Genomic DNA, 22,134 nt, shown 5'->3' on the forward strand with positions numbered 1-22,134 from the left:
CCACGAGGAACGCCCGTGCGTACGAACCGCAAGACCGCCCTGGGGACCGTGGCCGTCCTGGCAGTGGCGGCCACCGTCACCGCCGGCTGCGAGCGCGGTGCGTCGACCGGCGCCGTGCCCCTCCCTCCGGCACCGGCAAAGACCGTCTGTCCCAGCGCCCTGGCCGAGGCCGGACGGGCCGTCCAGCAGGCCGAGAAGACCGACTCCGCGTGGAACGGCCCCACCAGCGGCCCCACGGCGGTCCCCGGCAAGAACATCGTCTACGTCGCGCAGACCATGACCAACCCCGGCGTCGCGGGCACCGCCAAGGGCGTACGGGAAGCCGCGAAGGCCATCGGCTGGAGCGTCCGGGTGATCGACGGCCAGGGCACCCCCGCCGGGATCCAGGCGGCGTTCGGCCAGGCCGTCACCCTCCGGCCTTCAGGCATCGTCATCGGCGGCTTCGACCCCCACCTGACCTCTCAGCAGGTCGCGAAGGCGGGCGCGGACCACATCCCGCTCATCGGCTGGCACGCGGTCGACTCCCCCGGCCCCAGCCGGAACCCCGAACTCTTCAGCAACATCACCACCAAGGTCCAGGACGTCGCGAGGATCAGCGCGGACTGGATCATCACGCACTCCCACGGCGACGCCGGAGTCGTCATGTTCACCGATGCGTCAATCCCCTTCGCCAGGAACAAGTCCGAACTGATCAAGAAGGAACTCGCCACCTGCTCCGGCGTGCGGCTCCTGACGGAGGAGAACATCCCGATCTCGGACACCAGCAGCCGCACGCCCCAGGAGGTCTCCTCGCTCCTCTCCCGCTTCGGGGAGAAGTGGACCCACTCCATCGCCATCAACGACGTCTACTTCGCCGACGCCGCCCCGGCCCTGCGCGCCGCCCGCAGGAAGGGCGCCGGGCCCCCCTTCAACATCGGCGCGGGCGACGGCGACCCCTCCGCCTTCCAACGCATCGACAGCGGGCAGTTCCAGGCGGCCACCGTGCCCGAGCCGCTCTCCGAGCAGGGCTGGCAGATCGTCGACGAATTCAACCGCGCCTTCTCCGACGCCCCCGCCAGCGGATACGTGGTCCCCGTACACATCGCCACGGCGGCCAACAGCGGCGGACTCACGGCCTGGGACCCGCGCGGGTATCGTGCGGCGTATCTGAAGATCTGGGGCAAGTAGGGGTCTGGAAAGGGGAGTTCGCTCAACCTGGCAAGCGGATCCCGGCTCTCAAGTGCCGCCCTCCTGCCGACCCCGGCGAGGGGCCACCATCTTTCGCACACGCTCCGGATCACAGAGCGATGCGGCACCATCCGGTGGTGTCAGCAGCCAGTGGACACCAGGCGGATCCGCACGGTGAGGTGCGGGTACGGCGATGCTGTGCGAAACCCCGAAGCATTCGCAGGGCGCATCCCATGACCGAGCGGTTCCCAGGGGCACCAATGCGTAGTACCAGCCGTACGCAGGTTGGGCGATGACCGCACTGTCGATCCCGGCCTGCCGGAAGACGGCCTCGACGGCGCCCCGATCGGCCGAGCCGGCTTGAAAGTGGAGCACTTCGACGGGGATCTGCACGGCGTCGAAGAGAACCCCGGTGAGCACCTGCGCCGAGTCACCACGTACCCACTCGCCCCTGCTGGGAAGGAGCAGCGCTTGGGAAAGCCACTCGGTGGCCGCGGCGCCCGCGTCGACGGCGGGCCAGTTCGACGGGGGCTTCATCGCAGGCTCGCGTACAGCAGGAGCGACCTGGCCGCGTGGGCAAGAGCGAATACGACCCGCTCCTGTGCAGGGGAAGGGTCCGCGTCGATCATCCGGCTGCTCAGAAGCCGACGGCCGCGCATCGCTGCACTGTTCCGTACGGCGTCCCCGATCCTGCCGCTCCTCCCCTTGTCTTCTTCCACGAGCGGGATCAGGGCTTCGATGTGAGCGCGGAGCCGCTCCTCAAGGTCTTGCAAGGCGGCATGTTCGCCCCGGGGCGCGAGTCCGCGGCTGATGTCTCTGACGAGCACCCCGGTGTCCGGGATGGTGTTCTGTGGAGTGGCGGTGGTCATGGTGTGCCCGTCTTCCGGTGGCATGTGCACGTGCAGGTGAGGGATTCGGTCCGGGCCGTGTGAGGCGGTGCTCCGACCCGGCGGATGGCGATGACGCCCGGGCATTTCCTGTGCTGGCCTACCCGGCAGTGATGCTCGACGTGGGGGCGGACTGGGCGCGTCACGGACACCGCGGCACCTCTGTCGCCCGCGTTGCTTCGAGCGCTTCTCGCAGGTGTCCCGCGTCCGTGAGCGCTGTCCAGGTCGGCGGCAGGACCCAGGTGCGGTCGGCTCTGTAGCGGCCGGGCGGCGAGCTTGTCGGCTCGGCGAGACGGCCTTCGCTCCATGCGGCGCGGACAGAACGCGGCAGGGCGAACTGCTCGTGGGAACGGGTCATGCGAGCCGCCCAGCGCTCGCGCGGCCGGTTCCGCCGAGCATGCAGGCGAGAAGGGTGTACAGCTCCGCAGCCTCAAGCCGCGTGAGCACCAGTTCTGCCGTGCCCTTGAGCTGATCGAACTGGAACAGCACGAGCGGCACACGGACTTCGCCGGTGCCGCTGTCAGCCGTCGCGGATGCTTGTCGGGCGGGTGATGCGTGCCACCGGTCGACAGCGGTCATGACGAACTCCTGGTCTAGGCGCCACGGGAGCCGTCACCGTAGAGCCGTGACCAGGAGGCGAGGGGGGCAGTTCGTCCCCCTGACCCAAGCTGTCCCGCTAGACCGCGGTCTTCACGCCCACCGATTCGGCGAGTTGACCCGCTTCTCCTCGCAACGCGCGTGGCGCCTTGCGCCACAGCTCGGCGGCGACGCTTCGTGCGGACGGAGTGTACGCGACCGTCTCGGCACCGATCTCCTGGGCCAGCTTCATCACGTGCAGCGCCGCCGTACGGTCGCCGCGCTGGAGATGCCCACGGGCGACCTCCACCCACAGGCGGGCGCGCCGTTCCGTGGACGGCATCGTGTCAGGGTCGATGTCGTCGGCGAGCGAGAGCGCCTTGCCGGAAGCCCGCAGGTCGGTGGCGACGGATACCGCGTGGAAGTCGACGTTCGCCCTCCCGAAAACGGTGCTCGGGTGGACGTAGGAGGCGGGCAGGGACTTGGCGATCTGGTCCCCGCGGTCCCAGTACCGCCACGCGTCGCCTTCCTTCCCTTCACGGGCGCAGGTCACAGCGGCATGCAGCTGCAAGGCCCCGTAGATCCCGCGCCAGTGGTCCGGGGCTCCGTCAAGGTGCGGACGGATGAGGTCGGAAGCCTCTGTGATGACCCTGAGCGCATCCTCCGGGTAGGAGGTCTCACGGAGGATGTTGCCCATGTTCCAGGCTGCGGCGGCAATGGCGGCCGGGTTGTCGGCTTGCTGTGCCGAGGCGAGCGCCCGGTCCGCGACGACCCAGGCGAGTTCGGCGGGGGCGACGTAGGCGGTCGCCTGCCCGGTGAGCCGGTAGACATCGGAGAGGGTGACCAGCGCGGCCCTTCGCTGGTCTCCGTCAAGAGTGCGAGCCGCGGCTTCTGCGTCGCGGATGAGATCGGGAAGCAGCGCCCCCACCTCGGTGCGGTTGCGCTGGGAGGTGTGCCACAGCCGCCAGGTCTGGTCGGCCCGGCCCTGGAGGCCGGCGACGTCGGCGGGGGTCTGCGCCGGTGGGGTGAGGCTGCGGGTCATGACGGCTGCCCAGATATCGGGCATCGCGGGGTGATTGAGCCGACCGAGCGGAACGGGCTGCGCCACTTCGGGGACACCGCCGGTGAGGATCGACAGGTCCGGGATCTGGAGGGCGGCTGCCAGTCGGAGGAAGAGCGTGTGGGACCGCAGTTCCCGCTCGCCTGTCTCGATCTTCTTGAGCCAGTCGACGCCGCGTCCGCACAGGCCGGCGAGAACAGGGCGGGTCATGCCCCGGGACTCCCGGAACAACTTGATGCGCTCGCCGGTGCTGAGGTCTTCGGGAATGTCCACGGGTGCCTCCCCTTCACGTGCTGCCGTACGGGTCACCCTAGGGCGGAAGGGAGCTCCGCGGCAGTGCTTGTGATCCCGTTCCTCTCGTAGGACGCAGCACGGATCACAAGCCTCCGTGGACGAGCCGTCGGCGTCCCTCGACGTTCAAGAGAGCGCTCACACGCGTCACCGGAGCACCTCGCCGCTCCGGCCAGTCGCGATCACGCCGCGGAGAGGGAACGCGACACACAGCGCGACCAGAACGAGGAGCCCGCTTGCCCACAGCGGCCCGAGGTTCCCGGCTGTGGAGTCGAGGGTGGTCGCGGCGATGGCGGGTCCGGCGGCGGCTCCTACGTTGAGTGCCGCGGTCGCGTACGAGCCGGCCATCGTGGGGGCTCCCGCGGCTTCGTAGAGGACCCGCGTGATCAAGGTGCTGCCCAGCGCGAACGACAGTGCGCCCTGGACGAATACGAGGGTGAACAGGGCTACCGGCTCGTCGGCCAGCACGGCCAGGGCCGGCCAGCCGAGGAGCAGCAGCGGGCCGCCGACCGCGACGACCGGGCCGGGGCGCTGGTCGGACAGTCGTCCGGCGAGGGTGACACCGACGAAGGAACCGGCGCCGAAGAGCACCAGGACGACTGAGATCCACAGCTTGTCCAGCCCGGCGGTATCGGTCACGACAGGAGCGAGGAAGGTGAAGCCGGCGAAGGTTGCCGCGTTCACCAGCGCGCCGAGCAGCATCACCAGGATCAACCGCGGACTCCTGAGTTGCGCGAGTTCCCTTCGCAAGGCCGGCCCGCCAGTCGCTCCTTCCTTCGCAGGTCGCCCCGGAATTCCCTTGAGGACGCCGAGAGCCGCGGGCAGGCAGAGAGCCGCGACCGCCCAGAACGTGGCCCGCCAGCCGAGCAGTGTGCCGAGGACGGATCCCCCTGGGACTCCGGCGATCGTGGCCACCGTCGTGCCGACAGCAGCACGGCGAGCGCGCGTCCCTTCTTGTCGGGGGAGACCAGCGTGGCGGCGGTCGTCAGAGCCACGGCAAGGAACCCCGCGTTGGCGAGCGCGGCGACGACCCGGGTGGCGAACAGGACCGGGAAGCTTGTGGTGCCGGCACCCACGGCGTGCGCTGCCGAGAAGACGAGGACGAACCCGAGGAGACTGGTCCGTCCCGGCCGGTTGCGGGCGAGCCCGGCCACAAGTGGGGCGCCGACGACCATTCCGATCGCGAAGGCCGAGGTGAGCGTGCCCGCTGTCCCGACTGGCACGTCGAGGTCGGAGGCGATGTCCGGCAGGAGGCCGGCGAGCATGAATTCGGAGGTGCCCATGGTGAAGATCGCCATGGCGAGCAGATAGAGCGGGAGAGGCATCGAGTGGATCCGGGGTGAGGAGAAGCACGAGAAGAGACGTCTCGTCACCGCGGTCAGCGCCCGAGGGCACGCTCGTCCGGCCGCAGAACGCGGCGGGACAACAGGGCTGCGAACTCAGTGGTTCAGGGGGCTGACGGCGTGACCGAAAGCCCCCACCTTGTCCGACTCAGGGCTCGACATGGCCCGCACGTTACCCGACCGGTGCCCGTCGAGGCACCTCGGTTTCACCGGCGAAGCCGCAAGCAGGATTCACGCGACCTGGCGGCCCACGACGTAGCCGACGAGCGGCACCGTGGAGCGGATGCGGACCTTGTCGACCGAGCCGTCCGACGGGAGGGCGATCAGGTGCTTGCTGCCGGACACGGTCACGCCGGACCTGCTGGGGCTGCCCCAGGTGCCGCCCTCCTGGTGGAGGGCCGTGGTCACCTGGCCGTCGGCGCCCTGCGGGGCGAGGGCGACCCAGGCCGGGCCGTTGCGGGCGGCTCCCTGCGGGGTGGAGGTCGTCCCGGCGGGTTCGACCGGAAGGTCGAAGTCAGTGTTCGGGGGCACGGTGAAGAAGGCGAGCATGTCGTCCTCCGTGTAGCGAGCGGTGGGGGGTTCGGGCCGGAATGACAGGGCCCAGGTGCGGAGTTCTCCGGTGCTGCCGAGGTGGCAGTAGTCGCGGTCGACGCCACCGGAGTCGCTGTACTGGTGGAACAGCCAGTCGGACTGGATGCCGGGCCTGCCGGCCGCACGTCCGGCGGTGGCGATCCACAGGAAGTCGCAGCAGTAGCCGGTGGTGTCGACGTTGCGCCAGTACTCGAGGTTGGCGTACATCCCGACCGGGTTGTACGGCAGGCGCCGTTTGACGTAGCGCAGCCATGCCTCCTTGTACGCGGCCTGGTCGGCGCGCGGCACGCCCTGGTTCGCGTCGTCGTAGCCCTCCCAGTCGAGGACCACCAGGTCGCCGGGGAGCCAGGCGACCTGGTCGAGGAAGTAATCGGCCTCGGCGCGCGGGGCGTTGGCCATGTGGGGGTAGTGGTAGCCGCCCCACACCAGCCCATGGCCCTTGGCGTGGTCCCGCTGCGCCGGCCACTTGGAGTTGATGTACGACAGACCTTCGGTGATCTTGACGAAGGCGAAGCCCAGACCTGAAACGTCCGGTTCCGACGGCTGGTAGCTCGCCCAGTCCTGGCCGTAGATGCCCATCTCACTCTCTCTTCTGCGCTGCCGCGGCAGGCAACTGCCGCGCGGGTGCAGTCGATCCGGGAGCGCGCCTCGGCGGCGACGGGCGGAGCCGGGATCAGCGTCGGCCGACCGCCTGGAGCGCCCCTCCGCCAGCGCACCAGGTTGTCGGCCCCATGACAAGCACTCGGACGACGCTCAGTCGCGCTGCCCCGTTCGCCGCTCGTAGTCGGCGAAGCCGTCCTCGACCGTCGGCAGCACGAGCTCCACCCGGAAGTAGGGCACGCTCCACAGCGGGCTGTCGCGAAGCCCCTCGAACAGATCGGACCACGCGGTCAGGTCATCGGTGGTCGCCACGAGGACATCGGACGGAGTGGCGGCCCATGCTTCGGCGTCGAACCACCGGACCTGGACGGCGTCGTGCTTCTCCAGCAGCGGCTGCACATGGTCGGCGATGACCTGCTGCCGCTCGGGGCGCGTCAGGGCGAGCCACGCGGGCAAGGCCGTGAGGTGGACGAATACGGTGAACCGCGGCTGCGGTCGGACAGCGTTCATACGCCCCATTGTGGATCATGGAATGTCGGCGAACGCTCCCGGGCGTACAGGTGATTCAGACCGCCTTCTGCGAAGCGGCGGCCTCCGGGCGCAGGTCGTCCAGGGTCAGCCGGTGTACGGGCGGGTCGCGCAGGATCACTCGGGCGGTGATGCCGAGACGGGGGCCGACGTGGAGGAGCTCGCCGGGTTCCATCAGGCGCCAGCGGGGGTTTTCGTCCATGCGCTCGCTGGCGATCACGACCGCGGGGGTGTCCGCCAGGTCCTGCGAGTGGACGCGCATGCGGCCCCCGGTGCCGCTGTGGTCGAGGTGCCGGTCGCCGTGCCGGCCTCCGGCGTCGCGGTCGAGGACGTACAGCTCGTGGGTGTCGGGGTAGCGCAGGGCCCACAGTTCGTCGCGCGTCGCGAGAATGAGGTTGAGGGCGTAGACGGGCAGGTGCCGGGCGATCCAGCGGGCCGCGTGCTCGATCCCGGCGGCGACGTCACCTCCGTGGGCTCTGGTCTCGCGGGTGATCAGTGCGAAGAACCGCTCGGAGTCGGTGTCCCCCGCGACCAGTTCCCGGTCCTCCCCCAGTTCGGCGTCGAGTTCGTCGAGCCCCTCGATGACGCCGTTGTGGGCGAAGAGCCGCCCTTCCTGGAGGAAGGGGTGGGTGTTGCGGTCCTCCAGGCTTCCCGTCGAGGCGTAGCGCACATGGGCGAGGAAGGTGGTCGACTCGACGTGTTCGGCCTCCTGGGCGAAGCAGCGGTCCTGGTACGCGGCGATGGGCGCCTTGTGCACGTGCGGGACGCCCTGGGCGTCGAAGTAGCCGAGACCCGTGCCGTCGGGATCCCGGTGGCTCTGCCGGCTGAGGCTGTCGGGGGCTTCCAGCAGCCAGAAGGTGGCGCGCGTGCGTACGGGCGCGCTGCTCAGACCGAACAGTCGGCACATGGGGGCTCCTTGTTGTCGCTCGTCGACGGGGTGCGTCAGTGCCGGCCGGACCGACGCGGCTCCTTCGTCTCGGCACCGTGCGCGAAGCCGCCGGCGTCATCGGCGTCGCGGTGCGGCCGGCTCTGTTTCCTCAGGCGCGGGAGGAGACGGGTGAGGTCCTCCAGCAGCAGGTCGGCCAGATCGTGGCTGAAGCCGTTGCGCACGACGATGCGCAGCACCGCCAGATCGGCCCGGTTCTCCGGGAAGGTGTAGGCGGGCACCAGCCAGCCGCGTTCGCGCAGCGCGGCGGAGACGTCGAAGACGGAGAAGCCCTCGATGCCGTCGCGCACCTTGAAGGCGAAGACCGGTATCTCGCTGCCGTCGGTGACCAGCTCGAACTCGTCGAGCTTGGCTATCTGCGCGGCGAGGCGGACGGCGACGTCCCGGCAGGTCTGCTGCACCCTGCGGTAGCCGTCGAAGCCCAGCCGCAGGAAGTTGTAGTACTGCGCGATCACCTGGGCGCCGGGGCGGGAGAAGTTCAGCGCGAACGTGGGCATGTCGCCGCCCAGATAGTTGACGTGGAAGACCAGGTCGTCGGGGAGGGCATCGGTGTCGCGCCACAGCGCCCAGCCGACGCCGGGCATCACCAGGCCGTATTTGTGGCCGGAGGTGTTGATCGAGGCCACCCTGGGAAGCCGGAAGTCCCATTCCAGTTCCTGGTCGAGGAAGGGGGCGATCATGGCGCCGGACGCGCCGTCCACATGGATGGGCACATCGACGCCGGTACGGTCCTGGAGGTCGTCCAGAGCCGCCGCGATGGCGGCGACCGGCTCGTAGCTGCCGTCGAACGTCGAGCCGAGGACGGAGACGACGCCGATGGTGTTCTCGTCGCACAGCCCGGCCGCCGCCTCCGGGCTGAGGTGGTACCGGTTCCCCTCCATGGGGACGTAACGGGGCTCCACTTCGAAGTAGTCGGCGAACTTCTCCCAGCAGACCTGCACATTGACGCCCATGACCAGGTTGGGCCGGTCGGCCGGCCTGCCTTCCGCGCGGCGCCGGTGCTGCCAGCGCCGCTTGAGCGCGAGCCCGCCCAGCATCGCCGCCTCGCTGGACCCGGTCGTCGAGCAGCCCACCGCCTCGCGGGGGTCCTCGGCGTGCCACAGCCGGGCCAGCATGTGCACGCACCGCGTCTCCAGCTCGGCCGTCTGCGGGTACTCGTCCTTGTCGATCATGTTCTTGTCGGCGCACTCGGCCATGAGCCGGTGCGCCTGCGGCTCCGCCCACGTGCTGACGAAGGTCGCCAGGTTCAAGCGCGCGTTGCCGTCCAGCATCAGCTCGTCGTGCACGAGCTGATAGGCGACGTCCGCGCCCATCTCCCCCTCGGGCAGGGCGTACCGGGGAACCGTGACGGGCTCCCGGCTGAAGACGGGGTTGAGTTCGACGTCGCGGCTTCCGCGCCCGTCCTCGTGAGGCCGCTTCAAAGGCATGGCCGAAGTCCCTTCTCCCGCTGATCGCATCAGGCGCCGCCCGCCCGGGGTCTTCCTCACGCCCACGTACCCTGGTGACACCCCGTGAACCGTCCCGCTGAGGCGGTGCGTTGTCCAGCGGCTCGCCGCACCGCTCCGTCGGCTCCGGCGCCCGCACCGCCCGCGCCCTCCCCCGCCGCCGGAAATCCGCTGGCCGCACGGCACAGGACTCGACAAGGATGGGTCACATGTCAAAGGCGCAATACCTGGTCGAGCAGCACTCGATCCTGTCGGTGGTCGTCGGGTCGCGCGCGTTCGGGCTCGCCACCGACGCCTCGGATGTCGATCGCCGGGGCGTGTACGTCGCCCCCACCGTGGATTTCTGGCGGATGAGCAAGCCGCCCACTCACCTCGACGGCCCCCTGCCCGAGCAGTTCAGCTGGGAGGTCGAGCGGTTCTGCGAACTCGCCCTGTCCGCCAATCCCAACGTTCTGGAAGTCCTGCACAGCCCGCTCGTCGAACACAGCACACCGCTCGGTGGCGAACTGCGCGAGCTCTCCCCCGCCTTCCTCTCCCGCCAGGCCCACCAGACGTTCGCGGGCTACGCGCAGTCCCAGTTCGCCAAGGCCGACGCCCGTCGCCAGCGCGAGGGCGAGCCCCGCTGGAAGCACGTCGTGCATCTGCTCCGTCTGATGATCAGCGGTGCCACGCTCCTGGAGAGCGGCACGGTCCAGGTCGGCGTCGGGGCGCACCGAGACCGGCTCCTGGCCGTACGCCGCGGCGAGGTCTCCTGGAGCGAGGCCTGCGCCTGGCGCGACGAGCTGTCCGCGCGCCTGGACGCCGCCCTGGCCGGCAGCTCCCTGCCGCAGGCACCCGACACCGTGCGCGTGGAGGACTGGCTGATCTCTGTACGACGCCGGTCCCTGTCCGAGTCCCTTTCCGAGGGCAGCGGTCGCGGGTAACCGGCCATCTGTTCGCCGCAGGCCCTGCCGCGAAGCGGTCCGTGCGGTTGAATACGCCATGCGGTAAGCGCTCATGACGGCAGCTCCACTGATCAGCAGCAGGAGGACGGATGGCCAGCGCGGTGGAACACCGGTTCGTCGAGGTGAACGGCGTCAGGCTGCACATCGCCGAGCAGGGGCAGGGGCCGTTGGTCCTGTTGCTGCACGGCTTCCCGGAGTGCTGGTACTCCTGGCGGCACCAGTTCGGGCCGCTGGCGGAGGCCGGGTACCGGGTGGTCGCGCCGGATCAGCGCGGCTACGCCCGGAGCGAGCAGCCCGACGACATCGCGGCGTACAGCATGCTGCACCTCACCGGGGACGTGGTCGCGCTGATCCACGCGCTCGGGGAGAGCAGCGCGGTGGTCGTCGGACACGACTGGGGCGCACCGGTCGCGTGGACGACGGCGATGCTGCGTCCGGATGTCGTACGGGGTGTGGCCGGTCTGAGCGTCCCGCCGATGCCGCGCGGGCCGGTCCCGCCGCTGTCGGCCATGCGCTCGCTGCTCGGCGACGGCTTCTACCAGCAGTACTTCCAGGAACCGGGTGTCGCCGACGCCGAGTTGGTGCGGGACCCGGCGGCGACGTTCCGCGCGCTCCTGACCGGTGCGTCGGGTGACAGCCCGCTCACCGACCCGCCCCGCCCGTGGGTCGTCCCCGAGGGCGGCACGCTCATGGACACCTTGCCGGAGCCGAAGCAGCTGCCCGGCTGGCTCGACGAGGGCGACATCGACACGTTCGTCCGCGAGTACGCCCATCACGGCGAGCGCGCCTTCACCGGTGGGCTGAACTGGTACCGCAACCTCGACCGGAACTGGGAACTCCTCGCGCCCTTCCAGGGCCGGGGTATCGATGTTCCCGCTCTGTACGTGGCGGGCGACCGCGATCTGGTCCGCGCCTTCCCCGGCGCGGACAAGCTGCTGTCCTCCCTGGAGCGGACCGTACCGAGGCTGCACCGCAGCCTTACCCTGCCCGGCTGCGGGCACTGGACCCAGCAGGAGCGGCCGGAGGAGGTCAACTCCGCGCTCGTGGAGTTCCTCGGCGAGCTGGACGCGCGGGGGTGAGGCCGCGGGAGGCCGGTGCGGGCACGGCGGGGGTCACCGCGGAGGAGGGTGGCGCTACTGTGCGGCGGCATGAGCGCAACGTCTGATTTCGCCCCGTGGTCACCGTCGTTCGTCGCCGACCCGTATCCGGCCTACGCGGCGCTGCGCGACCGGGGGCGCGCCCACTGGTTCGCTCCCACCGGCCAGTGGCTGATCCCCCGCTATCAGGATGTCCAGGCCCTGCTGCGCGACCGCCGCCTCGGCCGTACGTATCTGCACCGCTTCACGCACGAGGAGTTCGGCCGGACCCCGCCTCCGGCCGCGCACGAGCCGTTCCACACCTTGAACGGCCACGGGCTGCTCGACCTGGAGGACCCCGCCCACGGCCGGGTCCGGCGCCTGGTGTCGAAGGCGTTCACCCCGCGTACGGTGAGCGGGCTGGCGCCGTCCGTCGCACGGCTGGCGTCGGAGCTCGTCGCCTCGTTCGTCGCGGACGGCGGCGGCGACCTGCTCCCGGCGGTCGCCGAACCCCTGCCCGTCGCCGTCATCGCCGACATGCTCGGCATCCCGGAGGGCGACCGTCCGCTCCTGCGCCCCTGGTCGGCCGACATCTGCGGCATGTTCGAGCTCGATCCGTCCGAGGAGAGCGCCAGGAGGGCCGTACGGGCGTCCCTGGAGTTCTCGGCTTACCTGCGCGAGCTGATCGCCGCCCGTCGCGCGGCGCCCGGGCCCGATCTCATCAGCGCGCTCATAGCCGCGCACGACGAGGGCGACCGGCTGAGCGAGCAGGAGATGGTCTCCACCTGCGTCCTGCTCCTCAACGCCGGTCACGAGGCCACGGTCAACACCACGGGCAACGGCTGGCTCGCCCTCCTCCGTCATCCGGAGCAGCTCGCCGCGCTGCGGGACGATCCGGCGCTCGTGCCCGGGGCGGTGGAGGAGGCGCTCCGCTACGACACCCCTCTGCAGATGTTCGAGCGCTGGGTGCTGGACGACATCGAGGTGGGCGGCACCCGCATCCCGCGCGGCAGCGAGGTCGCCCTCCTCTTCGGCTCGGCCCACCACGACCCCGCCCGCTTCGGGTCCCCGTCCCGCTTCGACATCACCCGTACGGACAACGCCCACCTCGGCTTCGGCGCCGGCATCCACTACTGCCTGGGCGCGTCACTGGCCCGCCTGGAACTCCACGCGGTCTTCGGCGAGTTGGCGCGGCAGGCGCCGGGGCTCCGGCTCGTCGCGGAGCCCCGGTGGAAGCCGGGATACGTCATCCGCGGGCTCGAGGAGCTCGTGGTGGAGCTCTGAAGCGCGGCGGCGCGGCGCGTCACAGGAACAGGTCGAGGGCCTTCGCGCCGTAGGCCGCCTCGGTCATCGCCCGGGTGATGAGCCGGAACTCGTTGTCGTCGACGGCGCGCAGGATCTGTTGCAGCGTCACACCGCACCGGCCCACGAGGGAGGTGGCGCACTCCAGGACCGCGAGCTCGCTCCTGGACGCCGTGAGCGCCCACGGCACGTCGAACAGGCGCCGCCCGACCGCGGTCCAGTCGACTGACGCGTGCGGGCCGGAGCGGTCGATGAGCGACGGACCGCCCGAGGCGGCTCCGTCCTCCTCGGCGAACCGCCTCAGCCAGTAGCCGTCGCGGTGGGCCCCCAGCAGCCGGGTCGCCGCACGCATCTCCTCACTGCCCACGCCGTGCACCATGGCCTCGGCCAGCGCCGTCCCACCGCTGGTCACCGTCATCGCCGTCTCCGTTTCCTCGAGTGAAGCGGGGCCCGGGTCGGCCCCGCTTCACTGTGCGGGGCCGCCCCTTCGGAGCTCCGGCGCACACGCCGTGGGTCGCCCGGTCAGCGCCGCCCGCGGCCCGGCCCGTGTCGCGCAGCCGTGCGGCAGACGCTCGGCAGGCCGGTCCCCCACGGCGGACGTAGGCTGGAAGCGGATCTTCCTGATGTCTGCTCGTCCCCGACGGGAGGCCGCCATGGGCATCCTGGTTCTCATCGGCAGAATCCTCTTCGTACTCCTCTTCCTCGGTTCGGCCGTCGGCCACCTCACCAAGACCAGGACGATGGCGGGGTACGCCGCGTCCAAGGGCGTGCCCGCCGCCACCGCGGCGACGGCGGCCAGCGGACTGCTGCTCCTGGCCGGCGCGCTGAGCGTGGTGCTCGGGGTGTGGGCGGATCTGGGCGCGCTGCTGCTGGCGGTGTTCCTGGTGCCGACCGCGCTGCTCATGCACCGGTTCTGGCAGGAGACCGACCCGCAGGCGCGCCAGCTGGAGATGATCCACTTCCAGAAGGACATCGCGCTGGCGGGCGCGTGCCTGATGCTGCTCGCGTTCTTCTCGTACGTCGGCCACGATCTGGGACTGACGCTCACGGGGCCGCTGTTCCGCATCGAGTGAGCCATTTAATTCGAAGGACGGCTTCCGGGACGTGTGTTACGTTCGACGAGTTCGTACGGATCCGGATCGAGGACGAAAGAGAGGTGGGGTCGATGACCGCGCTCAAGGCCACTGCGACAAGCAGCGCCCGGACCACCCTCACGTCCCGGGCGACGGTCTGAACCGTCCCTCCTCGCCTCGCTGAGAGCGTGAGCTCGCGAGGCCGTTCCCGCACGAACCTCACATGAAACGGATCCTCATCCCGTCATGCGTACACGCGACAACTGGATCACCCGCGCCGAGACCGGCGCCGACATCCCCGCCATCCGCGCCGTCGTCCTCGCGGCCTTCGAGACGCCGCTGGAGGCCGACCTCGTCGACGCGCTGCGCGCCGACTCCTCCTGGATCGACGGCCTGTCCGTCGTCAGCACCGACGAGGACGGCGAGGTCATCGGCCACGCGCTGCTGACCCGCTGCCATATCGGCGACACCCCGGCCCTGTGCCTGGCTCCCGTCGCCGTGCGGCCCGAGCACCAGAAGAGCGGTGCCGGCTCGGCCGCCATCCGCGCCGCCCTGGCGGCGGCCAAGGACATGGGCGAGCGCTACGTCACCGTCCTCGGGCACCCGGCGTACTACCCGCGGTTCGGCTTCACCCGCGCTTCCGCGCACGGCATCGGCCTGACCATCGACGTCCCGGACGAGGCCATGATGGCCCTGGCCCTGGACGAGACCCACCCGCTGCCGAGCGGCACCGTCCGCTACGCGGCACCCTTCGGGATCTAACCTGGCGACCGGCCGTGCGAGGGGCACCCACCCCTCGCACGGCCGCTTCGGTCCGTCTCCGACGCGCCGGGTCGCCGACCGTCCATCCCACTGCCGCCCGGCGTCCGAAATGTTCACCAGTGGGTGATCTGCGAAGCTTGTGGCGTGACTAGTCGCCTCCGCCTGTCCGCCGCGCACTGGCCCGTCATCGTGCCGCCCCTGGCCGCCCTCGTCCTGGCCCTGACCTGGGGGCGGTCGCTGTCCGCCGGGGCGGTGGCCCTGGTGAGCTGCTGCCTGGCCGGTGCGGTGCTCTCCGCCGTGCACCACGCGGAGGTGATCGCGCACCGGGTCGGCGAACCGTTCGGATCGCTGGTCCTGGCCATCGCGGTGACCATCATCGAGGTGGCCCTCATCGTGACGCTGATGGCCGACGGCGGCGAGAAGAGCAGCACGCTGGCCCGCGACACCGTCTTCGCCGCCGTCATGATCACCTGCAACGGCATCGTCGGCCTGTCCCTGCTGGTGGGCGCGCTCAGACGCCGGGTGGCGGTCTTCAACGCCGAGGGCACCGGCGCGGCCTTCGCGACGGTGGCGACGCTGGCCGGACTGAGCCTGGTCCTGCCGACGTTCACCACCAGCACCCCGGGGCCGCGGTTCTCCACGGCACAGCTGGTGTTCGCGGCCCTGGCCGCGCTCGTCCTGTACGGGCTGTTCGTCGCAACCCAGACCGTACGCCACCGCGACTACTTCCTCCCGGTGACGGCGGCCGGCGAGGTCATCGACGGCGACGACCACGCCGACCCGCCCTCCACCCGGACCGCCCTGACCAGCCTCGGCCTGCTCGCCGTGGCCCTGATCTCGGTGGTCGGCCTGGCCAAGGGCGTCTCCCCGGCCATCGAGTCCGCGGTGGCCGCCGCGGGCCTGCCCGCCTCGGTCGTCGGCGTCGTCATCGCCCTGCTGGTCCTCCTCCCCGAGACGATCGCGGCCGTACGCGCCGCCCGCCGGGACCGCGTCCAGACCAGCCTCAACCTCGGCCTCGGCTCGGCCATGGCCAGCATCGGCCTGACCATCCCCGCGGTCGCGGTGGCCACGGTCTGGCTGGAGGGCCCGCTCGTCCTCGGTCTCGGCGCCACCCACATGGTGCTGCTCGCCCTCACCCTCGTCGTCGGGACCCTGACCGTGATCCCGGGCCGCGCCACCCCGCTCCAGGGCGGCGTGCACCTCTCGCTCCTGGCGGCTTACATCGTGCTCGCGGTCAGCCCGTGAGCGAGGCGGCGGCGCTGCCCTGATCCGTCACCCGTTCGTGGTGGCGCGATTCGCCACGGGGGCGGCGGGGCAGGGACCCTGACCCGTACCCGGCATTCCGCGCCCCGTTCTTCGTCGGTCCCTTTGACCCGGACGTGCCGACAGGAGCATTATTCAACATATGATGAATAATCAGGGCTCCGAACGGAGCCAGGTGCCCCCGGGCGCCGCCCCGGCCGTCCGGGCCCAAGGGCTGAGCGTCGTGCGCGGCTCCCGGACCGTTCTGGACGGGCTCGACTTCGACATCCCCCGCGGCCGGATCACCGGGCTCCTCGGGCCGTCCGGCTGCGGCAAGTCCACTCTCATGCGCTCCGTCGTCGGCACCCAGGCCAAGGTGACCGGCACGCTCGAAGTGCTCGGCCGACCGGCCGGCAGCGCCGGTCTCCGCTCCCGGATCGGATACGTCACACAGAACCCTTCCGTCTACGACGACTTGACGGTCCGCCAGAATCTCGAGTACTTCGCCACGGTCCTCACCCCCGGCCGCGCCGCCGCCCGGGACCGCCGCGACAACGTCACCCGCGCCATCGAGGACGTCGACCTCACCGGCCACGCCGACGCCCTCGCCGGGAACCTCTCCGGCGGGCAGCGCAGCCGTGTCTCCCTCGCGGTCGCCCTGCTCGGCACGCCCGAACTCCTCGTCCTCGACGAGCCGACCGTCGGCCTGGACCCCGTCCTGCGCCGCGACCTGTGGTCCCTCTTCGGCCGCATCGCGGCGGAGCGCGGCGCGACCCTCCTCGTCTCCTCCCACGTCATGGACGAGGCCGAGCGATGCTCGCGGCTGCTGCTGATGCGGGAGGGGCGGATCCTCGCCGACGGCTCGCCGGACGAACTCCGGGCCCGTACGGACTCCGCGACCGTCGAGGACGCCTTCCTCCACCTCGTCGACGACGCCAGGGCCCGGGTCGCGACGCGGGCCGACTCCCCTGAGGAATCCGCCTGATGAACGCCTCCCGCACCCTCGCCACCGCCGTCCGCGTACTGCGGCAACTGCGGCACGACCCCCGTACCATCGCGCTGATGCTCGTCGTCCCGTGCGTGCTGATCGCCCTGCTGCGGTACGTCTTCGACGCCACCCCCAGGACCTTCGACGCGACCGGTGCCTCGCTGCTCGGCATCTTCCCGCTGGTCACGATGTTCCTGGTGACCTCGATCGCCACCCTGCGCGAGCGCACCTCCGGCACGCTGGAGCGCCTGCTCGCCATGCCGCTGGGCAAGGGCGACCTCATCGGCGGCTACGCGCTCGCCTTCGGCCTGCTCGCCATCCTGCAGTCCGCGCTCGCCACCGCCCTCTCGGTGTGGGTGCTCGGCCTCGACGTCACCGGGTCCCCCTGGCTGCTGCTCCTGGTCGCCCTGCTCGACGCGCTGCTCGGCACGGCCCTCGGCCTCTTCGTCTCGGCCTTCGCCGCCTCCGAGTTCCAGGCGGTGCAGTTCATGCCGGCCGTCATCGTGCCCCAGCTGCTGCTGTGCGGGCTCTTCGCCCCGCGCGACACGATGCAGCCGGTCCTGAAGGCGGTCTCCGACGTCCTGCCCATGTCCTACGCGGTCGACGGCATGAACCAGGTCCTCCGGCACACCTCCGTCACCGGCGACTTCGTCCGCGACGCCGTCATCGTCTCCGGCTGCGCCGTCCTCGTCCTCGCGCTCGGAGCCGCCACCCTCCGCCGCCGCACCGCCTGACCGGCGGCCGGGTCACTGGTGGCGGAAGGTGCCGAGCGCCGGCAGCGTGTCCCACCGGGAGATCGGCCAGGCCACGGTGAAGGCGCGGCCGACCACGTTCTTCACGGGTACGAAACCACCGCCCGGTTCCTGGACATGGAAGCGCGAGTCCCGGGAGTCGTTGCGGTGGTCGCCCATCACCCACAGGTGGTCCTTGGGGACCTTGACCGTTCCCACCGGGCTGTCGTCGCACGGGGTGGACCCGGGATAGATGTACGGCTCGTCGAGCGCCTTGCCGTTGACCTTGACCGGCTCGCCACGGTTGCACTCCACCGTGTCGCCGCCGACCGCGATGACCCGTTTGATCAGGTCCTGCTCCTCGCCGGACGGCATCAGCCCGATGAAGCTGAGGACTTTCTGCACGGCGTTCGGGCCATGGACCGGGGTGCCGTCCATCCAGCCGCCCGGGTCGCGGAAGACGACGACCTCGCCGCGCTCGGGCTCGGAACCGAACCAGGGGGTCAGCTTGTCCACCAGGACCCGGTCACCCGGCTGCAAGGTGTTCTGCATGGATTCGGAGGGGATCGAGAACGCCTGCACCAGGAACGTCTTGATCAGCAGGGCGAGCACCAGCGCGCATCCGATGAGGAGCGGGAGCTCCTTCCACCACGGGCGCTGCGCACCGGCGCCCCGTCCGCGTCTGCGCCACCGGCGCCCCGTCGGCCCTGTCGCCGTGGCATCGGCGGCGCCGGGACCGTCATGCGGCGATCGCCCCAGCGTCGCGGCTTCTCCGCCCGCGGCCCGCCCGTCCGGCGCGCCCTCCTTGTCGTCGGTCATCGCCGACTCCTCCCCATGGTCACGTCGAGCGCTGCGATCAGCACTCCCAGTCCATGAACGAACAGGAGTTCCCAAGGCGTCGTGTGCCGGAATCGGCGAAGCGGCCCGGCCGAGTGGTCAGCGCGGCGACCTGGCGGCGTCGAAGAGCCGGTCGATGTCATGGGCGGCCAGGGCCAGGCTGGCGCAGCAGACCACCATCAGCGCGGCGAACGCGAAGGCCAGGTTGCGGCGCAGCGGCGTGGGAGGGGCGAGCAGCGCCTGGACGCGCTGGGGCACGGGGCCGCCGACGGCGGCCATCGCGGCGGCCGGGACCCGTTTGGCGGCGAGCGCCGCGCGGGCGACCGCGCGGGCCACCAGGCGCCGGTCGGCGACGGTGGCGCCCGCCTGCTCGTCGGCCCAGCGTTCCAGGGCGAACGCGCCCGCTCGGGCGAGGGGGCGCAGCAGCGGGTCGACCACGGCCGCGAGTTGCAGGGCGAGCAGGAACAGGTGGTGGCGGTGGCGCAGGTGGGTGCGTTCGTGGGCCAGCAGGGCGTGCCGTTCATCGGCACTGAGGGCCCGCAGCATGCCGGAGGAGACCACGATCCTGCCGGGGGCGCCGGGCAGGGCGAAGGCCGTGGGGACGGGATCGTCGATGACGGCCAGGTCCCCGGCGGTGGGCAGGTCCCTGCATTCGCGCCAGGCGTCGACCATGGCCCGTCCCCGGCGCCAGGCGGCCACCGCCAGGGCCACCGCGCAGGCCGGTACGGCCAGTGCGCAGGCAGCGGCCACAGGCCAGTCGACGGGGGTGTCGGCGGCCAGGATGTGCGGCGACCAGCGTCCTTCGGCGGCCACCTGCGGTATCTGCCCGACGAACGTGAGGCCGATCATGGCCAGGGCCGTCACCCAGGCGCCCGCGGCGACGACGGCGGCCACGGTGAGCATCCAGGCGGCGGTGCGGGGTGGCAGTCTGCGGCCCGCCGCCGGTGCCGTCAGCGCGAGGGCCGCACTGACCAGCAGCGGCAGGCACAGAATGATCCACCTGATCCACACGTTCTAGTCCTCCGTGTGTCCGCGCAGCAGCTGCTCCAGCAGCTTCTCGTCCTCTTCGGGGAGTTCGGAGACGAAGCGGGCCAGCACCGCGGCCCGGTCACCGCCGTTCTCCAGCAGGTCGCGCATCCCGGCCGCCGCGTGCCCGGCCTCGTCGCGCACGGGGGCGTAGAGGTAGCCGCGTCCGGCGCGCTCGCGGGTCACGAGCCCCTTGTCGTGCAGCCGGGACAGGATCGTCAGCACGGTGGTGTAGGCCGGGTCGCCGGCGACGTGCTCGCGCACCGCGCCCGCGCCCACCGGCGCACCGGCCGCCCACAGGGCCGCCAGTACTTCGCTCTCCAGCTCGCCCGGCGCCCGCCGTCCCGCCGTCGGGCTCTCCTGCTCGCTCACGCGCCCCGCTCCTTCGTCGCCGGTCCGTCCTCGGCACCGGCATGGCCGTGGTCCCACCGGCCTTCAAACTACTACGTCCTGTAGATGGCGGGGACCGGTCACCGCCCGTCGTGTGACGGAACGCCGTGCTCGCGCAGCGGGCCGACCGCCAGGCCCCGTTCCCGGCAGGTGTCCAGGATCCGGGGCAGCGCGCCGAGAGTGCTGCGCCACGAACCGGTGGCGGACGTGCAGTCGGAGTCGTGCAGCAGGACGGTTCCGCCGCCGCGCAGGTCCCGCGTCACGGTGTGGTGGACGGTGGCGGGGGTGGCGCGGGCCCGCCAGTCCTTGCCCCAGGCGGTCCACAGGACGGGGGTCAGGCCCAGGCGGCGGCAGGCCAGATGGGCACCGCCCGTCATGACTCCGTACGGCGGCCGGAACAGCGTGGGCGCCTGCCCGGTGATGTCGGTCACGAGGTCGAGCGTGCGGGCGAGGTCGTCGTACGTGGCGCGGGGGCCGCGCAGCAGCAGCGGGCGGTGCTCCCAGCCGTGGAGGGCGATCTCGTGTCCGGCCGCGGTCATCTCCTTCACGAGGCCGGGTGAGCGGACCGCCATGGAGCCGAGCAGGAAGAAGGTCGCGTGGATCCGGCGGCGGTCGAGCAGGCGCAGGAAGTGCGGGGTGGACAGGTGGTCGGGGCCGTCGTCGAAGGTGAGCGCGACGTGGTGGGGGTGGCCCCGGCCCGCGAGGCGGGGCAGGAGGCGGTTGCGCAGCGGCCCGAAGGTGGAGAGGACGGGTGCGGCGTGGGCGGCGGCGAGTGCGGGCAGCGCCACGGCACCGGCGCGCAGGGCTGCGCGGGCCGGCCCGGCGGGGTTCATCGCCGGTCTCCGTCCAGGAGACGGGTGAGTGCGGCGAAGTGTGCCGGGGAGTCGCCGTACGCCTCGGCGAGCGGGGCGCCGATGCCGAACGCGACCGTGGCGGCCACCGCCGCGGCCATGGCCGGGATGCCGAGCCTGAGCGGACGGCGGGCCGTGGCGCGTACCGGCCGGCGGGCCGTGGCGGCCCGGGGGAGGACGGCGGTACGGCCCGCGGCCGCGGCGACGGCCCACGCCGGACCGTCGCCGCCCTGCCGGAACAACTCCAGTCCCCGGGCGCGCTGTTGGTGCCCGAGCGGCCCATGGAGCAGGTCGGTGAGCGCGGGCCGGAGGTCGGCAGGCTCACGTATCCAGGTGGCGAGACCGGCTTCCTGGAGCGCGGCGGCGTTGGTCTGGCCGTGGCCCGGTATGCAGCGGTAGCTGGCGACCGGCAGACCGGCGGCGAACGCCTCCAGCGAGGTGAGGCCGCCCGCGTTCTGGACCAGGACATCGGCCGCGGACATCAGGGCGGGCATGTCCTCCACCCAGCCGTACACGTGCTCGACCCCGGCCTCGCGCAGCCGCCGGGCCAGCGCCTGGTTGTGCCCGCACACCACGACCGGCACGGCGGCACCGCTCCCCCGGATCTCCGCGGCCACCTGCTCCACGGGGCCCACCCCCCAGGAGCCCGCGACGAGGAGGGCCAGCGCGGACCGCTCGGGCAGTCCGAACCGGGCCCGCGCCGCGCGCCGATGGGGCTCGGTGGCGGGCGCGAATCGCGCGGCGACCGTCGGGCCGGTCACCGTGACGGCCGTCGCGCCCTGCGCGCGGGCCTGTCCGGCGGGCACCGGGTGGGCGGCGAGGTGGAGGTCGACACCCGGCGCGACCCACAGGGGGTGGACCGAGAAGTCGGTCAGATACGTGATCGCCGGCACGGTCAGCCGGCCGCGCAGGCGCAGCGCGCCGAGCACCTGGCCGGCTCCGGGGTAGGTCGAGACGACCGCGCGGGTGCCGGGGGTGATCGTCCGCAGGGTGCGGCGCTCGGCGCAGCGGAAGAGGGCGCGCACCATGAGCCCGGGGCGCCCGGTGCGTTCGGTGGTGGCGTAGATCCGTTGGTAGCTCGCGGGGGCCGAGGTCAGCAGGCGGTGGTAGGCGGCGGACAGCAGCCGTCCCAGCCGGGCCGGGAGCAGGTCCAGGAAGTCGTGCCGGTCCACCTGGAATCCGTCGGACTCCAGGCGCCGGGCGAGCTCCGCGGCTGCGCCGTCGTGGCCCGCGCCCACGCTCGCGGAGATGATGACGATCCGCTGCGCGGTGGCGCCGGACCGCGTCGCGTCAGGCGGCGGACACGTGTGCCCGTCCGCCGGGTTGCCACTGTGGAGCACGGCCGATCAGCCTCCTGAAGGACAAAGAACGCGACGGGAGTTTCGCCTGCGGCCTGAGTGCCGGGGCGTGACAGGCTCCCGTCCGGCGAAGCCCGCGGCCGGAAGGGTGAGCCATCAGGAAGCTACTACATGATGTAG

The 22,134-nt window shown here is 71.7% G+C and carries 22 protein-coding genes and 1 pseudogene; 9 read left to right on the top strand and 14 right to left on the bottom strand.

The window, feature by feature from the left end; genetic code table 11:
* Positions 1–15: 15 nt before the first annotated feature.
* A complete protein-coding gene (locus DXZ73_RS05780) occupies positions 16–1,167 on the top strand; it encodes a substrate-binding domain-containing protein (protein ID WP_116209936.1) in 1,152 nt (383 codons plus the stop codon).
* 533 nt (positions 1,168–1,700) lie between these two features.
* Here DXZ73_RS05780 and DXZ73_RS05785 read toward each other — a convergent pair.
* From DXZ73_RS05785 to DXZ73_RS05820, 8 genes and pseudogenes are all read right to left on the bottom strand, one after another.
* Positions 1,701–2,036 (bottom strand): DUF6415 family natural product biosynthesis protein, encoded by a 336-nt coding sequence (locus DXZ73_RS05785; protein ID WP_116209937.1) that lies wholly within the window; start codon positions 2,034–2,036, stop codon positions 1,701–1,703.
* A 372-nt stretch (positions 2,037–2,408) separates the two neighbouring features.
* Positions 2,409–2,633 (bottom strand): hypothetical protein, encoded by a 225-nt coding sequence (locus tag DXZ73_RS05790; protein WP_116209938.1) that lies wholly within the window; start codon positions 2,631–2,633, stop codon positions 2,409–2,411.
* 97 nt (positions 2,634–2,730) lie between these two features.
* Positions 2,731–3,963, bottom strand: a complete 1,233-nt coding sequence (locus DXZ73_RS05795) for a helix-turn-helix domain-containing protein (RefSeq protein WP_240351215.1) — start codon at positions 3,961–3,963, stop codon at positions 2,731–2,733.
* 165 nt (positions 3,964–4,128) lie between these two features.
* Positions 4,129–5,306, bottom strand: a pseudogene (locus tag DXZ73_RS05800) (Cmx/CmrA family chloramphenicol efflux MFS transporter).
* 249 nt (positions 5,307–5,555) lie between these two features.
* Positions 5,556–6,494 (bottom strand): glycoside hydrolase family 25 protein, encoded by a 939-nt coding sequence (locus tag DXZ73_RS05805; protein WP_116209939.1) that lies wholly within the window; start codon positions 6,492–6,494, stop codon positions 5,556–5,558.
* 174 nt (positions 6,495–6,668) lie between these two features.
* Positions 6,669–7,025, bottom strand: coding sequence for a darcynin family protein (locus DXZ73_RS05810; RefSeq protein WP_162890059.1), 357 nt, complete (start codon positions 7,023–7,025; stop codon positions 6,669–6,671).
* Between the two features lie 55 nt (positions 7,026–7,080).
* Positions 7,081–7,950 carry a class II glutamine amidotransferase gene (locus DXZ73_RS05815; RefSeq protein ID WP_116209941.1) on the bottom strand — a complete coding sequence of 290 codons (870 nt, stop codon included), beginning with the start codon at positions 7,948–7,950 and terminating at the stop codon, positions 7,081–7,083.
* A gap of 35 nt (positions 7,951–7,985) precedes the next feature.
* Positions 7,986–9,416 carry a glutamate decarboxylase gene (locus DXZ73_RS05820; protein ID WP_116209942.1) on the bottom strand — a complete coding sequence of 477 codons (1,431 nt, stop codon included), beginning with the start codon at positions 9,414–9,416 and terminating at the stop codon, positions 7,986–7,988.
* Between the two features lie 227 nt (positions 9,417–9,643).
* Here DXZ73_RS05820 and DXZ73_RS05825 point away from each other — a divergent pair, with 227 nt between their 5' ends.
* From DXZ73_RS05825 to DXZ73_RS05835, 3 genes are all read left to right on the top strand, one after another.
* On the top strand, positions 9,644–10,357 hold the full coding sequence (locus DXZ73_RS05825; RefSeq protein ID WP_116209943.1) for a nucleotidyltransferase domain-containing protein: 714 nt from the start codon (positions 9,644–9,646) through the stop codon (positions 10,355–10,357).
* 110 nt (positions 10,358–10,467) lie between these two features.
* Positions 10,468–11,457, top strand: coding sequence for an alpha/beta fold hydrolase (locus DXZ73_RS05830; RefSeq protein WP_116209944.1), 990 nt, complete (start codon positions 10,468–10,470; stop codon positions 11,455–11,457).
* A gap of 69 nt (positions 11,458–11,526) precedes the next feature.
* Positions 11,527–12,738, top strand: coding sequence for a cytochrome P450 (locus DXZ73_RS05835; RefSeq protein ID WP_116209945.1), 1,212 nt, complete (start codon positions 11,527–11,529; stop codon positions 12,736–12,738).
* A 19-nt stretch (positions 12,739–12,757) separates the two neighbouring features.
* Here the strand turns inward: DXZ73_RS05835 and DXZ73_RS05840 are convergent, their stop codons facing one another.
* Entirely contained in the window at positions 12,758–13,174 is a 417-nt protein-coding gene (locus DXZ73_RS05840) for a hypothetical protein (protein WP_116209946.1), read from the bottom strand.
* Positions 13,175–13,409: 235 nt separating this feature from the next.
* Between DXZ73_RS05840 and DXZ73_RS05845 the strand changes: the two genes are divergently transcribed.
* The 5 genes from DXZ73_RS05845 to DXZ73_RS05865 all read left to right on the top strand — a co-directional run bounded on the left by DXZ73_RS05845 (position 13,410) and on the right by DXZ73_RS05865 (position 17,555).
* A complete protein-coding gene (locus DXZ73_RS05845; protein ID WP_116209947.1) occupies positions 13,410–13,829 on the top strand; it encodes a DoxX family protein in 420 nt (139 codons plus the stop codon).
* A 246-nt stretch (positions 13,830–14,075) separates the two neighbouring features.
* On the top strand, positions 14,076–14,591 hold the full coding sequence (locus DXZ73_RS05850; RefSeq protein WP_116209948.1) for a GNAT family N-acetyltransferase: 516 nt from the start codon (positions 14,076–14,078) through the stop codon (positions 14,589–14,591).
* A gap of 144 nt (positions 14,592–14,735) precedes the next feature.
* Positions 14,736–15,836 (top strand): calcium:proton antiporter, encoded by a 1,101-nt coding sequence (locus tag DXZ73_RS05855; protein ID WP_116209949.1) that lies wholly within the window; start codon positions 14,736–14,738, stop codon positions 15,834–15,836.
* Between the two features lie 163 nt (positions 15,837–15,999).
* Positions 16,000–16,818, top strand: a complete 819-nt coding sequence (locus DXZ73_RS05860) for an ABC transporter ATP-binding protein (RefSeq protein ID WP_425315904.1) — start codon at positions 16,000–16,002, stop codon at positions 16,816–16,818.
* Entirely contained in the window at positions 16,818–17,555 is a 738-nt protein-coding gene (locus tag DXZ73_RS05865; protein WP_116209951.1) for an ABC transporter permease, read from the top strand. The genes DXZ73_RS05860 and DXZ73_RS05865 overlap by 1 nt, the downstream gene beginning before the upstream one ends.
* 12 nt (positions 17,556–17,567) lie before the next feature.
* Here DXZ73_RS05865 and lepB read toward each other — a convergent pair whose 3' ends face one another.
* From lepB to DXZ73_RS05890, 5 genes are all read right to left on the bottom strand, one after another.
* A complete protein-coding gene (lepB, locus tag DXZ73_RS05870; RefSeq protein WP_116209952.1) occupies positions 17,568–18,371 on the bottom strand; it encodes a signal peptidase I in 804 nt (267 codons plus the stop codon).
* Between the two features lie 117 nt (positions 18,372–18,488).
* The gene (locus DXZ73_RS05875) at positions 18,489–19,400 is read right to left on the bottom strand and encodes a M56 family metallopeptidase (RefSeq protein ID WP_205519118.1); all 912 of its coding nucleotides are present in this window, start codon (positions 19,398–19,400) and stop codon (positions 18,489–18,491) included.
* Positions 19,401–19,403: 3 nt separating this feature from the next.
* A complete protein-coding gene (locus DXZ73_RS05880) occupies positions 19,404–19,787 on the bottom strand; it encodes a BlaI/MecI/CopY family transcriptional regulator (protein WP_240351217.1) in 384 nt (127 codons plus the stop codon).
* Between the two features lie 98 nt (positions 19,788–19,885).
* Entirely contained in the window at positions 19,886–20,638 is a 753-nt protein-coding gene (locus DXZ73_RS05885) for a polysaccharide deacetylase family protein (RefSeq protein ID WP_116209953.1), read from the bottom strand.
* A complete protein-coding gene (locus tag DXZ73_RS05890) occupies positions 20,635–21,996 on the bottom strand; it encodes an MGDG synthase family glycosyltransferase (protein ID WP_116209954.1) in 1,362 nt (453 codons plus the stop codon). Before DXZ73_RS05890 ends, DXZ73_RS05885 begins: the two co-directional genes overlap by 4 nt.
* Positions 21,997–22,134: the final 138 nt, after the last annotated feature.

Origin of the sequence: Streptoverticillium olivoreticuli subsp. olivoreticuli, from assembly GCF_003391135.1 — a bacterium.
In the GTDB taxonomy this organism is placed as follows: domain Bacteria; phylum Actinomycetota; class Actinomycetes; order Streptomycetales; family Streptomycetaceae; genus Streptomyces; species Streptomyces blastmyceticus.

Excerpts from the sequence above, each read along its gene's own strand:
- DXZ73_RS05785 (WP_116209937.1), bottom strand. The coding sequence starts at position 2,036 with ATGACCACCGCCACTCCACAGAACACCATCCCGGACACCGGGGTGCTC.
- DXZ73_RS05790 (WP_116209938.1), bottom strand. The coding sequence starts at position 2,633 with ATGACCGCTGTCGACCGGTGGCACGCATCACCCGCCCGACAAGCATCC.
- DXZ73_RS05805 (WP_116209939.1), bottom strand. The coding sequence starts at position 6,494 with ATGGGCATCTACGGCCAGGACTGGGCGAGCTACCAGCCGTCGGAACCG.
- DXZ73_RS05810 (WP_162890059.1), bottom strand. The coding sequence starts at position 7,025 with ATGAACGCTGTCCGACCGCAGCCGCGGTTCACCGTATTCGTCCACCTC.
- DXZ73_RS05815 (WP_116209941.1), bottom strand. The coding sequence starts at position 7,950 with ATGTGCCGACTGTTCGGTCTGAGCAGCGCGCCCGTACGCACGCGCGCC.
- DXZ73_RS05820 (WP_116209942.1), bottom strand. The coding sequence starts at position 9,416 with ATGCCTTTGAAGCGGCCTCACGAGGACGGGCGCGGAAGCCGCGACGTC.
- DXZ73_RS05825 (WP_116209943.1), top strand. The coding sequence starts at position 9,644 with ATGTCAAAGGCGCAATACCTGGTCGAGCAGCACTCGATCCTGTCGGTG.
- DXZ73_RS05830 (WP_116209944.1), top strand. The coding sequence starts at position 10,468 with ATGGCCAGCGCGGTGGAACACCGGTTCGTCGAGGTGAACGGCGTCAGG.
- DXZ73_RS05835 (WP_116209945.1), top strand. The coding sequence starts at position 11,527 with ATGAGCGCAACGTCTGATTTCGCCCCGTGGTCACCGTCGTTCGTCGCC.
- DXZ73_RS05840 (WP_116209946.1), bottom strand. The coding sequence starts at position 13,174 with ATGACGGTGACCAGCGGTGGGACGGCGCTGGCCGAGGCCATGGTGCAC.
- DXZ73_RS05845 (WP_116209947.1), top strand. The coding sequence starts at position 13,410 with ATGGGCATCCTGGTTCTCATCGGCAGAATCCTCTTCGTACTCCTCTTC.
- DXZ73_RS05850 (WP_116209948.1), top strand. The coding sequence starts at position 14,076 with ATGCGTACACGCGACAACTGGATCACCCGCGCCGAGACCGGCGCCGAC.
- DXZ73_RS05860 (WP_425315904.1), top strand. The coding sequence starts at position 16,000 with ATGAATAATCAGGGCTCCGAACGGAGCCAGGTGCCCCCGGGCGCCGCC.
- DXZ73_RS05865 (WP_116209951.1), top strand. The coding sequence starts at position 16,818 with ATGAACGCCTCCCGCACCCTCGCCACCGCCGTCCGCGTACTGCGGCAA.
- lepB (WP_116209952.1), bottom strand. The coding sequence starts at position 18,371 with ATGACCGACGACAAGGAGGGCGCGCCGGACGGGCGGGCCGCGGGCGGA.
- DXZ73_RS05885 (WP_116209953.1), bottom strand. The coding sequence starts at position 20,638 with ATGAACCCCGCCGGGCCGGCCCGCGCAGCCCTGCGCGCCGGTGCCGTG.